This is a genomic window from Acinetobacter sp. CIP 64.2 (assembly GCF_000369645.1).
Lineage (GTDB): Bacteria > Pseudomonadota > Gammaproteobacteria > Pseudomonadales > Moraxellaceae > Acinetobacter.
Window position 1 is genome coordinate 233,206 of record NZ_KB850122.1, and the last position, 16,195, is coordinate 249,400.

The following is a 16,195-nucleotide window of genomic DNA, read 5'->3' on the forward strand; positions in this document are numbered from 1 at the left end:
GACTTTAGAATTGATTTGCGTCTGCCATTTTCCACATACGATAGTAGAAATTGTCGTCATCATTTAAATCACTATGTAGCAATTCATTTTCTTTCAAGAAGAAATGAATCTGTGCATAGTTTTTAATTTCACGGTCATTCATGCGTTGTGCCAAATGGTGTGCTTTGATGTCTGATGGGTGATTTAGCCCTGCCGCAGCAATCATTTCTGATAGAGCATGCAGGGTGTTTTTATGGAAGTTAAACACTCGTTCAGCCTTACTTGGTACGTCGATGGCTTTCTGGCGATCTTTATCCTGAGTGGCAACACCAACAGGGCATTGGTTAGTGTGACAGCTTTGCGCCTGAATACATCCGACTGCAAACATAAAACCACGCGCAGAATTGACCCAGTCTGCCCCTAAGGCAAAGGTACTGGCAATATCGAATGCACTGATCATTTTACCACTGGCACCGATTTTGACTTGGTCGCGTAGTCCGGCACCCACTAAAGTATTGTGGACAAAACGTAAGCCCTCTCTGAGTGGTGTACCAATATAGTCACTAAACTCGATTGGTGCTGCGCCCGTACCACCTTCCGAACCATCAACAACCACAAAGTCAGGCACAATTTTGGTTTCTAACATGGCCTTGACAATGCTCATGAATTGCCAAGGTTGACCAATACACAGCTTAAAACCGACAGGTTTACCACCTGATAATTCTCGAAGTTTCTGGATGAAATGCATCATTTCAATTGGAGTGTTGAAACTTGGATGTTTGGATGGCGAAACACAGTCATGATCTCTGGAAATACCACGGATACGTGCAATTTCTTCAGTAATTTTATGTTTTGGTAAAATACCGCCGTGTCCTGGTTTTGCTCCTTGTGAGAGTTTCACCTCGATCATTTTAATATTCGGGTTCTTGGCTTGCTGTGCAAACTTATCTGGGTCAAATAAACCTTCAGGGGTACGACAGCCAAAATAACCGCTGGCAATTTGCCAGACAATATCTCCACCATGCTCTAGATGGTAGGGACTTAGGCTGCCTTCACCTGTATCGTGATAAAAGTTACCTAAATGTGCACCTTTATTCAGGGCACGAATGGCATTTGCACTCAAACTACCAAAGCTCATCGCCGAAATATTCATAATCGATGCACTATAGGGCTGGCTACATTGTGCATTCCCCACCGTGACACGGAATGATTCTGGATTTGCAGGTGGACAAGGCGCAATGGAATGTACAATAAAGCGATAATTCGGGTCATAGACATCAATGATTGAACCAAAAGGTTTATCTGCATTTTCATTCTTAGCGCGCTGATACACCAGACTACGTTGCATCCGTGAAAAAGGCAGGGCATCCTGATCTGATTCAATAAAGTATTGGCGAATTTCGGGGCGAACATCCTCAAATAGAAAGCGGAAATGTCCAAGAATTGGATAGTTTCTTAAGATCGCATGCTTCTTTTGTAATAGATCATGTAAACCGACGATACTGAGTAGCCCTGTTACCAGCCAGAGACCGTTTAAAAGCGTATCCGAAATAAAATAGTAAATTGTATGTGGGGTATAAGTAAATTTAAACCAAGTAATAGTTAAAGCAGTAAAAATACAAAGAAACCAAACGGAATGTCTGGAAAAAAAAGTATTAAGTAGTTTATGTCTTATAGCTTGCGCTGGGCTGGCCATAGGCAGGAGATTCCTATAATGAAGCAACTGACAAACGATGCCAAGAAGCAGCCTTAACCACAAGTAACGAATTGTTAGACTTGAGAATTATTCTCTTATAAATTAGTTCAACGATCATGTTAATCCGCTTATGAACCTATTTTTAAAATGATCTCATAAAGTAGCTATGTGCTTTTTTAAAACTTGATAAATTGTTGGCTTTTTATAATGATGTATATTTATTGTTAATCTCATCACTTAAATTAAAAAAAATGAGAAAAATTAATTTTTTTATTTACAGAGCGTAATCAATTGGTAATAATTCACCTGAAATTTCTTACTATTTGTTTGATATGAACCTAAAAAAAATCAAAAAAAACCAAATATTCATTATGTTAAGTTTACTTGGTACTTCTATTTATGCGGCTGAACCGCCACCACGTAATGTTCTGGCGGCAGATGCAATCCAGCGTCAGCAACAACGTGATGAGGCTTTACAAAAGCAATTACAACCTGAGCCATCGGTTCAAACAGGCTTGGAAACACAATTACAGACAGCACCTCAACTACAATATTTGAAATCGCATAGTGAAGATGTCTGTTTTGAAATTAAAAAATTTGTGTTAATGGGTGAGGATGCACGTCAATTCACTTTTGCCATGCGTCCGGTTACCCAAGGCCAATATAATCTGATTGGACGCTGTATTGGGGTACAAGGGCTCAATCAGGCACTCGATCTGATTCAAAACAGCTTGATTAGTCACGGTTATGTCACGACACGTATGCTATTGCCGCAGCAGAATATTGCCTCGGGTACGATCCAGCTTAAAGTGATTGCGGGTAAGGTCGACCAAGTTCAGTTTATCGAAGGTACTTCAAAACGCGCGCATAAGTTCAATGCCTTACCTGTCAAATCAGGCGACATTCTCAATGTTCGTGATATTGAGCAAGGCTTGGAAAATTTTAAGCGTGTGCCTACCGTCGAGGCCGATTTCAAGATTAAGCCTTCCGAGCAACGAGCTGAGCCAGGTTATAGTGATCTGGAGTTGGCTTGGCAGCAATCCAAACCTTATCGTCTGCATCTAGGCATTGATGATGCAGGATCAGATTCAACTGGTAAATACCAAGGGACTGCAACCTTATCTCTAGATAACCTGTTGACTGCCAATGACCTGTTCTATGGCAGCTATAATCATGACTTGGGGGGCGGTGATTCTGGTAAACGGGGAACTGATGGTTTCTATCTCAGTTATAGCATTCCTTATCAATATTGGCTACTCAGTAGCAGTTATAGTCAATCCAATTATAACCAAACAGTTGCAGGTGCGAGTGAGAGCTATAACTATAGTGGTAAAAGCAAGCTGATTGGAATTGATTTATCGCGGGTATTGTATCGTGATGCCAAGCGCAAGACCTCTGCCAGTGTGGGGGGCTGGTATCGTGAATCACAGAACTTTATCAATGATGTTGAAGTCGAAGTACAGCGTCGAAAAACGGCAGGCTGGAAAGCCAGTTTAGAGCATAGTGAATATCTCTCCAATGCCACACTGTCAGGCAATCTGACTTATAAACGCGGTACAGGTGCATTTAATGCCATGCGTGCCCCAGAAGAAGCGTTTGGTGAAGCGTATACGCATGTTGGTATTTTACAGGCCAATGCCAGTTTACAAGTGCCATTTCGAGTGGGACAACAGAACTTACAGTATCTGGCCGAATGGCGGATGCAAAACAGTAAAAAAGCATTGACTCCTCAAGACCGCTTCTCGATTGGTAACCGTTATACCGTGCGTGGTTACGATGGTGAGCAGACCTTGATGGCCGATAATGGTTTCTTGGTTCGCAATGAACTGAGTGGCTCGATTGCGAGACTTCCGATGCAATGGTACAGCGGCATTGATTATGGTCAGGTGGGCGGAACCACTGCACACTATCCAAATCCATTGGTTGGCACCAGTTTGCTGGGTGCGGTTGTGGGCTTACGTGGACAGGTATTTAAGTCGGTCAGCTATGACGCATTTGTCGGTGCGCCGTTGAAAAAGCCAGAATATTTTAAAACCGATGATTTCACTACGGGTTTTAGTGTGAACTGGATGTACTAGTCCGCACTTTTGGTTGTTTTTTTGAATTAATTAAATAAATAAAGATTGGGTATTTTAGGTATGAATAAGAATCGATATCGCGTTATTTTTAGCCAAGCACGTGGCATGTTTATAGCGGTTGCTGAAATTGTAAAAAGCCGAAGCAAAACAGCGGGACAAAGTGGTTCCACGGTAACAGATGGCATTGAGACATCGGCTGTTCATGCTTATAAGAAACTGAATCCACTCAATTTTGCTGTTATTAGTCTGTTGGGTGCAGTAGTCTATACCATGCCATTAAGCAGTATTGCCAACACCCAGATTATTGCAGACCGTTCGGCACCAGCCAATCAACAACCGCAAATTCTCAATTCTGCCAATGGTACGGTTCAGGTGAATATCCAGACCCCGAGTGCAGGTGGCGTATCGCGGAATACCTATAAGCAATTTGATGTCGGCCAAGAAGGTGCGATCTTAAACAATGCGCGCAATAATACCCAAACCCAGATTGGCGGTTGGGTACAGGGCAATAGTAACCTTGCACGGGGTGAAGCTAAAGTTATTCTCAATGAAGTGAATAGCAGCAACCCGAGTCAGCTCAGAGGCTACCTTGAAGTTGCAGGCAAGTCGGCACAGGTGGTGATTGCCAATCCAGCAGGCTTGGTCTGTGATGGATGTGGCGTGATCAATGCAGATCGCTTTACCTTAACCACGGGCCAAGCGGTGATGAATCAAGGCTATCTTGAATCTTTCCGCGTGCGTGAAGGGCAAGTGACCATCGAAGGTAAAGGCTTAAATGGTAGTTTGACACCATTTACCGATATCTATACGCAGGCATTGAAAGTCAATGCAGGTTTATATGCCAAAGAACTCAATGTAGTTTTAGGCCAAAATGATATTCAGGTTAAAGACCAGACCACACCACAATACAGCCCAAACCCAAATGGCAATGGTGCATCCAGCAACCCGTCCGGTTTTGCACTGGATGTTGGAAAACTGGGGGGGATGTACGCAGGCAAGATTTTCTTGGTCGGGACTGAACAAGGACTTGGCGTACGTAATGCGGGTTCGATCAGTAGTACTGAATCCACTTTAAAGCTCAATGCCAATGGGGATTTAATCAACCAAGGCAATATTGTCGCCGCTAAAGATCAAATCGAGCTTAAGGCACAAAATATTAGCAATACTGGCAATATTAGTAGTACCAACAATAAAATTCAGTTGCAGGCAACAGATATCAGTAATGCAGGTCTGATTGCCAGTATGGATGAAGTCAAGCTCGATGCCAAAGGTAATATTAATAACAATCAAGGGGTCATCAATGCAGGCCGTATTGATTTAACTGCAAAAAACCTCAGCAATGAGAAAGGCCAAATTGAACAAGTCGGTGGCTCCAAGCTGAATATTACTGCCCAAAGTCTAGACAACCAGCAAGGTCGGATTGGTCGGGCTGTCGCAGACAGTTCAAATGGCAATAGTGGTTCAGACAATAATACAGCACCGCCAACTGTTAAAAATCCGGGACAAAACAGTAGTGCACAGGATGCCAGCAAGGTTGAGGTGGTTGCACCGACCGATGTGCAGCCGAAAACCTTTGCCGATGGCGTGATTCAGGTTGAAAATCAGCTCAACAACCAAAGCGGTAAGATCAGCAATAACAATGATCTGACCCTGACGGTTCGGGACAAGATCAACAATACCGGTGGGGAATTACAACTGCCTGAATTGAAATTTGCAGGGCAGGAATTTGAAAACCAAGGCGGTAAGCTCTCTGCCAACCAGATTGATATTCAAGCCAGCAAGGTCAATAACCAGCAAGGCCAGTTAAACGCGGTTCAAGCCTTGGATATTCGCGCACAACAGTTAAATAACCAAGCGGGTAGTATTCAGAGTCAACAGGCACTGAAGATTGACAGCAAGAATATCAATAACCAAGAAGGGAAATTGCTTGCAGTAAGCAATGTCAAGTTGCAAACGGAGCAACTGAATAACCAGAAAGGTGTAATTGCATCGACCAAGCAAGATGTTGCAATCAAGGCGGATCGGCTCGATAACAGCGCGGGGCAAATTTCAGGGCAGCAGTTAAGTATTGAATCGCAGCAGATCAATAACCAAAGCGGCATGCTTCAAAGCCAAAGCAAAGATTTAGTGCTAAAAGCCACGTACATTGAGAATGGCATCAGTAAAGATACAGCGGGCAATATCATTGCTGCGAAAAACCTGAATATTCAAAGCCAGCAATTGAACAATACAGGGCAAATATACGCGGGGGACTCGGCACAGTTGCATGTCAGTCAGTTACAGCAGCATGGGCAACTGGCAGCACAAAATCAGATTCAGGTTCAAGCTGAACAAATTCAGAGCAATGCCGATAGTATTTGGGCAGCTGGTCTGAGTGCTGATGGTAAACTCAATAACGATGCGGCCACGCTTGAGATCACGGCACAAGATCTACAAATTGCAGGCAAACTCTTGGCTGGTGCAGACGTCATGGTCAAGGCTAGCAAAACGGCCGATCTAAGTGATAGTGCAGCGCAAGCCAAGAACATTCAGGTTGAGACAACAGAATTAAAGACCAATCGTGCCAAATTCATTGCCGAGCAACAGTTAAATCTAAAAGCCAGCCAAAGTATTGAAAATGAGGAAGGACAATACAGTGCCGCAGACATTCAACTCGATACCCAAAAACTCAATAACAATAAAGGCTTGATCCAGCATACGGGCACAGGTGATTTTGCTCTGAATATTGCAGAGCGTATTGATAACAATACAGGGAAAATTATCAGCAATGCTGCCCATACCGAAATCAAGACCAAGAATTTGAGCTCGATAGACGGTGCTATCCTGCATGCGGGAGATCAGCAGCTCAAGATTACTGCACAAGATTTACAAGGTCAGCAAGGCAAGATTCAAAGCAATGGCAATATGCAGCTTGAACTGGGTTCGGCCAATCTCGACCGTGCGACCACCTCAGCTAAAAGTATTGAACTGCGTGCCGACAGTCTAAGCCATCAAAAAGGCCAAATGCTGCAAACAGCCGAAGATGGCTCACTTCAATTGACAGTCAATAAACAACTGAATAACCGTGAAGGTGAGATCAGTGCCGCTGGCAATAGCAGCATCAAGGCACAAAGCCTGAATAATCAGACTGGGAAAATACTGAGTAATGGCCAGTTGGATCTAAGTGTAACTGATCTGAACAATGAGTCAGGGACGATTTATGCCGATAAAAAACTCAATATTGAGGTCAAACAAGGGCTCAATAATCAGCAGGGTTTAATTGCTTCACAACAGGCATTAGCGTTAAAGGCACAAGATTTAAATAACCAAAAAGGGCAGATTCAATCTGGACAAGCGAGTGTGAACCTGAATGTGGCAGGTTCGCTCAACAGTCAGGCTGGAACCATACAGTCAGCGCAGGCTTTGCAACTGAATACAGCGCAGTTAGATAATCGGACTGGGAAACTGATTGCAGGTTCGGACGCCGTGTTGAATGCTGCACAATTGAATAACCAATCTGGAACCATTTACGCCAAAAAACAGTTGGATCTTCATGTCGCAGGGACTACGGATAACAGTGCTGGGGTGATTGCAGCCGAGCAAGCGCTGAATCTGACCTCCAACCAACTCTTGAATCATGCAGGGCAAATCCGTTCAGAAAATGCCGATCTGAATTTAACGATCAACCAGGACGTTGAAAATGATACTGGCTTAATTGCGGCAGCTAAAAATCTAAACCTAACTGCACAGCATGTCAGTTCTAAACAAGGCAAAATACAAGCGGGTGGATCGAGCAAATTACAGCTCAAGAGCTTAGATAATACTGAGGGTGTTGTTTATGCAGCCGAACAGTTGGAGCTGACAGCCAAGGAATCGTTAAACAACCAAAAAGGAACGATTGCCGCAGAGAAACAAGCTGATCTACAGGCAGGCACGATCAACAATGAAGCAGGACAAATCCGTTCCCAGCAAGAGCAGTTAACGCTCAATGTCCAAAATGATTTAAATAATTTATCTGGTGAGATTTCTGCAGCCAAGAATCTTGAGATCAAAGCCAAGAATATTCAGAATCAAAAAGGTAAAGTGGTTGCAGGTCAATCGCTTCAGGTTGATGCGCAGCAGATTGATAATACCGAAGGTGTGCTATACGCCAAAGCGCAGCAGAATCTGACGGTAAGCGAGCAACTGAATAACCAATCAGGAACTGTTGTTGCGAATCAGCAGCTTCAAGTAAATGCAGGTGCATTAAATAATAATGCAGGAAAAATCCGTTCAGAACAAAACCAACTTGATCTCAACATCCAAAATAATTTAGACAACCAGTCGGGTGAAATCTTTGCTGGCACTGATGCAAAGATCAATGCAGCTGTATTAGATAACCAGCAAGGCGTGGTGTACAGCAAGCAAGATTTAGGGCTTGATGCGGTACAGCTTAAAAACCAGCAGGGACAGATCTTTGCTGAAGGCCAAGCTCAGCTCAATGTCAAAGGCAGCATTGATAATCATAAAGGTGTCTTGGCAGCCAAGCAGAATCTAGATATTCAAACTGGCACATTGAATAATCAGGAAGGCACGCTTCGTTCGGAAAATGCAGATCTGAATGTCCATGCACAAGGGCAGCTGATTAACCAGCAAGGTGATATTTATGCTGGGCAGAACCTAACTCTGAATTCGCTTGGACTAGATAACCGTACTGGACAAATTGCTGCAAAAAATCAGTTGAGTATTAATACCCAACAGCAACAGCTAACGAATCAACAAGGTAAGATTCTGGCAAAAACGGTTGACTTAAATACAGGGCTTGTGGATAACCAAGCCGGTCTGATTCAAGCCGAGCAGTCTGTTAAAATTAATACCCATCAGCAGGCCTTGCTGAACAATAACTCTGGTGAGCAAGGCGGGATTCTCAGTCAGGGTTCGATTGATCTGAATGTTTCGACACTTGAAAACCAGAAGGGCTATATTGCCTCAATGGATACCCAACAGATCACTGCTCAGAATATTAGCAATCAAGCTGGGCAAATCATGAGCCAGACTGATCTGAACATTCAGCAACAGCAGAATGGTGGAGCAATTCAGAATAATGCGGGGACGCTGCAAGCACAAAAAAATCTTAATCTAAGCATAGATCATATTGATAACAGTGGGGTTGGAAGCCAGATTACGGCGGGTGAAAAGCTGACAATTCATGCCAATGACGTGATCAACAGCCAAACCAAAGATGGCAAGGTTGCTGGCGGCTTAAACGCAAAAAATATTGAGCTTCATGCACAACGCTTAGATAACCAATCTGGTGTGATTCGTGCCAATGATCAGGCTCAACTGAATATTCAAGCCCAGTTGAAGAATCAGGCCGGAACTATAAGCAGTTTAAATCAATTGCGTATTGGCACTGCGGAGAAAGGTCTGAATATCGATAATACCGGTGGTGAGCTACTGGCAAAAAATCAGTTAGATATTCAAGCCAATGAGTTGGTTAACCAAGGTAAAATCATCAGTGAAGGCAATGTTGAAATTGATTTAAAACAAGATTTTACCCATACTCAAGATGGAAAAATCGGTGCAAATGGCTTACTCAAGTTAAGTACGGAAAAGAATATTATCAATCAGTCTGAGTTGACGGCTGGTCAGAAAATCATGCTGAATGCACAAAACATTGATAACCAGAAAGATGCAACTATTTCAGCAAATGAACTGCATTTGCTTGCTCAAAACACAGTACATAACCAAGGTTTGATTAATGGGGGTGACCTGACCCATATTCAGGCAAATCGTGTCTGGAATGATGGTGCGCGGATTTATGGTACACATGTTGCGATTCAGGCCAATACGCTAGATAACCAGAGTAATCTTGCAGGTACAGGCGCAGTCATTGCTTCTCGTGGAGATATGGATCTTGGTATCGGAACGTTGAATAACCGTTCAGGTGGCGAGGTCAAGGACAATGGGCGAGACAATGCCTGGATTTTCAGTGCTGGTAATTTAAATATCGGTGGCAGCCTAGACAGTAACCTAAAAGCACAAGGCAGTGCAGATAAAATCTACAATGGCAGTGCGGTCATTGAATCGATTGGAGATATGCATTTAGGCGCTCATCGTATTGAAAATATGAATGAAAATCTGGTCATTCAATTGATTGAGAAAAAGCGGGAAAGCGTAACTGAATACGGTAAAGATGGGCAAACATGGGACTCAAAAGATGTCCGCCTAGGAAAATCAAAACGTGGCTTGAGCAATGCGATCCTATTTGTCCCAGACGTAGAAGGTGGCGCTGCAACGCGTGAAATCGGTGAGGATTGGACCAAATACGAGTTTACCAAAGTTCATAGTGCAGATGAAGTCCAGTCCACCAGTCCTGGACAGATTATTGCAGGTGGTAATCTGAGTTTTTCACCTGATGCAAATTTCCTGAATAAGGACAGTCAGGTACTTGTGGGTCAGTCTATCTTGAATGGTATTGGTTCGATAACCAATGAGAGCACTGATTTACGCACTATTGATAAAGTTGAAAACGGGACCAGCCAATGGCACTCTGTGGGTTGGAATAAGCTAAGAACCAAACATAAACATAAGTGGGGAGGCAAAGTTAATTATCAACCTTCCGATGTTGTGACCACACAACCGATCCGTTTAGGTGAGATTAAAGAACATACGCTGAATACATCAACCAATCCGACTGAGAATATTAAACAGCAATCCATCCAGCAACACGTTGATCAGGCACAAACGGGCAATCAAGCGCAACGAGACAATCAACACAGCCAAAACCAGCAGATTGATGTCAAAGCAGGTCAAGTCACTTCAGACCTTGACGTGACGATCAAGAAACCTGATGGACTGAATGCATTAAATGTTGACAGCAAAGCAGAGCTTGAGGGTGGACAGCAACAAAATGTTGATGAGGTTAAAAGCACTCAATTAGATGGAGTGAAAAAAGATGCATCCGCGATTCATCAATCCGATGACGTTACGGTAAGAACCATTACACAAGATCATATTCGTTTGCCTAGCAATGCCTTGTTGATTACCACGAAAGACAGCCAAGCTCAGCATTTGGTTGAAACAGACCCGGCCTTTACCAATTATAAGAAATGGCTTTCGTCAGACCATATGATTAAAGCGCTCGGTTTAGACCCTGCATTACAGCAAAAACGTCTAGGTGACGGTTATTATGAACAGCGTTTGGTGCAAGATCAGGTTGCAAAATTAACGGGCCGACGTTTCCTTGATGGCTATGGTTCAGATGAAGATCAATATAAGGCCTTGATGAATAATGGTGCATCATTTGCGAAGCAGTACAAATTACAGCCAGGGATTGCTTTAACCCCTGAACAGATTGCTCAGCTCACCAGTGATATTGTCTGGCTCGAAGAGAAAACCATTATTTTAGCAGATGGAAGCAGCACCAAAGCCCTTGTTCCACAGGTGTATGTGAAAGCACGTGTCGGTGATCTGAGAGGCGATGGTACGCTGATTTCAGCGGATTCGATTCAGTTGGATGTTAAAGACAATGTGATTAACTCAGGGACTATAGCTGGGCGTCAAGCAGTTGTTTTAAATGCTGAAAATATTGATGTACTAAATGGTCGCATCCAAGCCAACCAAGTTGGATTAACCACTAAAAAAGATCTCAATATTATTGGTGGGCAAATCCATGCTCAGGACAAGGTTGACTTAAATGTGGGGAATAATCTCAACTTAAGCAGTTCAACCCAAAGCAGTGAAAACAAGATTGGGGAAAGCGTATTTACCCGTACCGGTATTGATCGTGTGGCAGGGATCTATACCAAAGCACCTTCAGAGATTAAAACAATTGATTCAGAAAACCTCAAAACTTCGATCTCGGTTCGTGTCGGTGGTGATGCAACGATTAAAGGGGCTGAGATTATTAATGAAAATGGTTCAAGCTTAATTAAAACGCAGGGCAATTTGAATATCGGTACGCTTCAGACTGAGCTCAATAACCACGGTTATGCCGATGCAGATAATTATAACTTTGATAAAAAACAGCGAGATATCGGCTCTGTAATTAAGAGTCAAGGTGATACCCGTTTACAGGCTGAGAACATTCAGGTGAAAGGTTCACAGATTTCAAGTGAACAAGGATCAAGTATTTTATCCGCACAGCAACAACTGGATATTGTTGAGGGCCGTAATCGATCCGATGTCGAACAGGGCTATAAAATAGAAAGCAAGGGCGTATTAAGCCGTTCAACTGAACAAGGGCAGCTTCGTATTCAGCGTGATGAAGCAATCGCGAGTACCATTGACGGCAAAAAAGTTGTTCTGGACGCGAAAAATATCAAGATTCAAGGCAGTGAGGTGGTATCGGATGAACTGACTCAGATTCAGGCCAAAGAAAATATTGAGATTAAGGGAGCTGAAAATAGTTATCTCAACATCAATAATACCCAAACCAAGAAATCTGGTTTGATGTCGAGTGGCGGTCTGGGAGTGAGTATCGGCTCTAAAAAAGAAAAAACAGAGCAGGAGCAAACCCAACATACCAACAGTGGTTCAATGGTCGGTAGTCTAAACGGCAACACCAATATTGTGGCCGGTAAAAACTATCAGCAAACTGGCAGTACCGTTTCTTCCCAACAGGGTGATGTCAATATCTTGGCGCAGCAAGTCACGATTGAAGCGGCTAAGGAAAAAAGTACCAGTCAGTATAAACATGAGATGGAACAAAAAGGCTTAACCCTTGCTGTGAATGTACCTGTGGTCTCCAACGTTCAAACAGCACTGGAGAGTGGTAAGCAGGTCGGGCAAAGCAAAAAAGATCGGGTCAATGCGATGGCCGCAGCCAATGCTGGATTTGACAGCTATAAGGCTGGCCAGTCACTGAAACAATTGGCTGATGTTGCGAGTGATCTTAACAATGCAGGTAAGGTAGAAGTGGGTGTGAGCCTGACCTACGGTCAGCAAAAGAATACCGAGTTTAACCGTTCGGAAAGCACTACCGCGAGTCAGAGTACGGTTTCAGCGGGCGGCAAAACCAATATTGTGGCTACAGGCGCAGGCAAAGATTCCAATATCAATATTATTGGTTCTGATGTGATGGGCTTGAAGGGTACACATTTGGCGGCCGATCAAGATGTGAATATCAAAGCGGCTGAACAAAACAGCAAGGAAGAATCTGGCAACAAGAGTGCGGGCTGGAATGCGGGTGTTGCTATCAGTAATCAAACTGGGCCAGCCATTACGGCAGGTGGTAATTTGGGTAAGGGTAAAGGCAATGGCGAATCAACCAGCTATGTCAATAGCCATGTTGGTTCCAAAGATAGCCTGACCAGTATTAGCAGCGGCAATGCGACGAATATAATCGGTGGTCAGGTACAAGGCAAAGCGGTACAGATCGATGCCAAAGAACTGAATATTGAGAGTTTGCAAGACAAGGCAACCTATAAGAGCAAGCAACAAAATATTTCCGGACAAGTCAGTGTTGGCTTGGGTGGTGGTGGCAATGCCTCAATCAGTGCAAGCAAATCCAATATCAATGCCAATCATGTTTCGGTTAGTGAGCAATCTGGGATTTTTGCAGGTGATGAAGGTTATCAGATCAAGGTCAAAGACAATACTGATTTAAAAGGTGCAATCATTACTTCGACTCAACTTGCCGAGACGCAGAATAAAAACAGCCTCAGTACGGGAACATTGACGCATTCTGAGCTGCGAAATGTCAGTGAGTATGATGCCAAAGGTATTTCGGTGGGTGCTGGCTTCAATGCTGGAGCAACCAACAGCAAAGGGGAAAAGCAAGCGGATACGGTACTGTCGAAGCCGAATAAGATTGACGGGCATGCTTCAAGCCAAGTGGGTGTAAGCAAGTCGATAGGGTTTGGTCTGGACAGTGATCAAGACAGTAGTGTGACCAAGAGTGGAGTGAATACGAAAAATATCACCATCACTAATGAGTCAGGTCAGCAGCAACTGACAGGAAAAACTGCGGAGCAGATTAAATCTGAGATTTTAACCGATGTTACGACGGATACAGCGCGTGAGAACAGTGGTGCTCTGAACAATGTGTTTGATAAGGACAAGGTTCAGAAAGAAATTAATCTACAGATGGATGTGACCAAGAAGTTTGATGCCAATCGTCAAGAAGCTAAGTCTGAAATCAATAAGCAGATTGATGAGTTAAAAGCCGCAGGGAAAGATGCCAGTCAGTGGCAAAAAGCGGGTGTGTTATTAGATATGGTGTCGGCAGGCTTGTCCGCACCTACTGCGAGTGGTGCAGGTATTGCAGCCTCGACATTGAGTCCAGCGGCAAGCTATGAAATTGGACAATACTTTAAGGGTAAAGATGCTGAAGGTAGTGCAGCGCATATCTTGGCTCATACGATTTTAGGTGCAGCTGTTGCCGCGACAGGTGGTAATAATGCCTTGAGTGTTGGTATTGCAGCAGGTGGTGCTGAGGCGGCGGTGCCGTTACTTGCTGAGTATTTGTATGGTAAGAAAGCCAAAGATTTAACTGCAAGTGAGAAATCTACAATCAGCTCTATTGTCGGTTTGGCAGGGAGCGCTGTTGGTGCAACCACAGGTGATGTATCAAATACAGTTCAAGGTGGACAGTCTGCGCAGAATGCGGTGGAGAATAATTATCTTACATATAAAGAGGCACTTAGTAGAGAACAAACAAAAGCTAAACTAGCTCAATGTAATCAATCAAAAAAATGTAATAGTGCGGAGATTAGTCAATTAGAGCTGTCGTTGCAGTTATTGGAACGAAAAGATCAAGTTACAGATGCTAAAATAATCGAGGTATGCGGTTCAAACCCAACATCATTAGGATGTCAGCAACTTAAAGCTCAACTAAAAGATGCTGCGGCTTCCTTCTACTTTAAGCAGACAGATCCTCAATATAAAGATGCTTTAACGCAAGAGCAGAAGCAAAATCTAGGGTTGTTGACTAATTTACCTAAACACTCTTTGTTGCCAGCAGATCATACTCAAGGTAATGGATTTATAAATGATGTGGCACCAAATGTTTTGACTGGGGCGGAATTCTTAAGTGGAGCTGGGTTAGGTAGGATAGCTGGAGGAGCCATAGGAGCTCTGGTTGGCTCTGGCCAAGATGGTGATATTAAAGGAGCTGTGATTGGTGGGGCATTAGGTGTATTAGGTGGAACTAAGGTACCAAAAGGTGGTTCAGCAGTAAATGTGACTAATGATATTTGGAATATTTCACCTGTAACTCAACCATTTAAGAATAGTATTAATGTATTTGATGATGCGTACAGAACTAAACTAGCAGATATTGAGGGGCAGCGGGTGATTAAGGCTATGGATGGTGTTATTAAGAAAGATAAAGCAAGCTCTGTTACAGTTATGACTCATGCTGATGGAACTGTAAGTGTTGGTATATCAGGACAATTAGATGCTAAAGGTACAAAAGAAAGAATTGGCAATTTACAAAAGAAATTAGATAAGGAATATGGTAAAGGTAAATATCAAGTTGGTATTGCGACATTGGATGAAAAACAAGGATTAATGAGAGTGGACCCTTCAGATTTATCACGAGGAAATTCTTTAGGGAATTGTAGTGAGCCCAAATGTGCAACTGCAGCAGGAAAAAATGCGAGCCAAATTACTGGTTTTGCCGCGTTATGGAGAGGTGCAGGCCCTAATCCTTACCCTAAAAATATAGATCAAAAAGGTTTAAGTTTAAATCAAATGGATTTCTGTGAAACATGTGGATTACCGCATAATCAAGGTATTTATAGTAATGAAGCTATGAAAGGTAAACGTGCATTGAAAGTTCCAGAGGTTAAAAAACCATGATGAATAAAACAGAGTTAATTAATTTTTTTACATCACACTGCCCTGATATAGAAGGAGTAGATGAAGAGGAAATAGATAACTTCTTAGTACAATTTAATTTAAAGTTGCGACCTGAACATCGTAACTATTTAATTAAGTATGGGAATAGTACAAAATTAGTAAAAGGGTGGTTTGCCGATTGTACATTTAATAATTTTAAAGAACATATATTTGATTTAGAAGAGTATATAGGAGATGAAATACCCAAAGAAGGGGGGGTGTATTTTGGGCACGATTTTTCAGATGAGTCATTAAGTATAGAAAGTGCAAGTGGTAATATTTATATATATTACAATGGTGATCCTGATCTATTAATGTATGATAATGTAGATAGTTTTATATTTCATTGCCTTTTTATGAATATCTTCTCAGATAAAAAAATAGAAAGAAATGTTAATATAAAAATAAAAAATATGGAAGATTTTATTAGTGAAAATAAAGACTATAAAATAGAAGGTTTAGGTGGGTATTATTATTCATATTATTTGAATGCTAATATGCTGATTGTTGTTGACCATAAAGAAGGTTACTATAGTATATACAGGGGTGGTATTTTAGATTTGTTAATTTGAATCTAAGTGGTATGGTTTTGACTTTATGATTTTTTGGAGAGAGCATGCTTTTATTGGTGTGCTTTTTT

The 16,195-nt window shown here is 42.6% G+C and carries 4 protein-coding genes; 3 read left to right on the plus strand and 1 reads right to left on the minus strand.

Annotation, left to right across the window (positions count from 1 at the left end):
- Positions 1–4: 4 nt before the first annotated feature.
- Positions 5–1,675 carry an FMN-binding glutamate synthase family protein gene (locus F895_RS09950; protein ID WP_005241179.1) on the minus strand — a complete coding sequence of 557 codons (1,671 nt, stop codon included), beginning with the start codon at positions 1,673–1,675 and terminating at the stop codon, positions 5–7.
- Positions 1,676–2,046: 371 nt separating this feature from the next.
- Here F895_RS09950 and F895_RS09945 point away from each other — a divergent pair, with 371 nt between their 5' ends.
- From F895_RS09945 to F895_RS20270, 3 genes are read left to right on the plus strand one after another with little or no spacing between them, the layout of a single operon-like run.
- A complete protein-coding gene (locus tag F895_RS09945; protein ID WP_005241182.1) occupies positions 2,047–3,753 on the plus strand; it encodes a ShlB/FhaC/HecB family hemolysin secretion/activation protein in 1,707 nt (568 codons plus the stop codon).
- 60 nt (positions 3,754–3,813) lie between these two features.
- The gene (locus tag F895_RS09940) at positions 3,814–15,516 is read left to right on the plus strand and encodes a two-partner secretion domain-containing protein (RefSeq protein WP_005241184.1); all 11,703 of its coding nucleotides are present in this window, start codon (positions 3,814–3,816) and stop codon (positions 15,514–15,516) included.
- Positions 15,513–16,127, plus strand: coding sequence for a hypothetical protein (locus F895_RS20270; protein WP_005241186.1), 615 nt, complete (start codon positions 15,513–15,515; stop codon positions 16,125–16,127). The genes F895_RS09940 and F895_RS20270 overlap by 4 nt, the downstream gene beginning before the upstream one ends.
- The last annotated feature ends 68 nt before the right edge of the window (positions 16,128–16,195 follow it).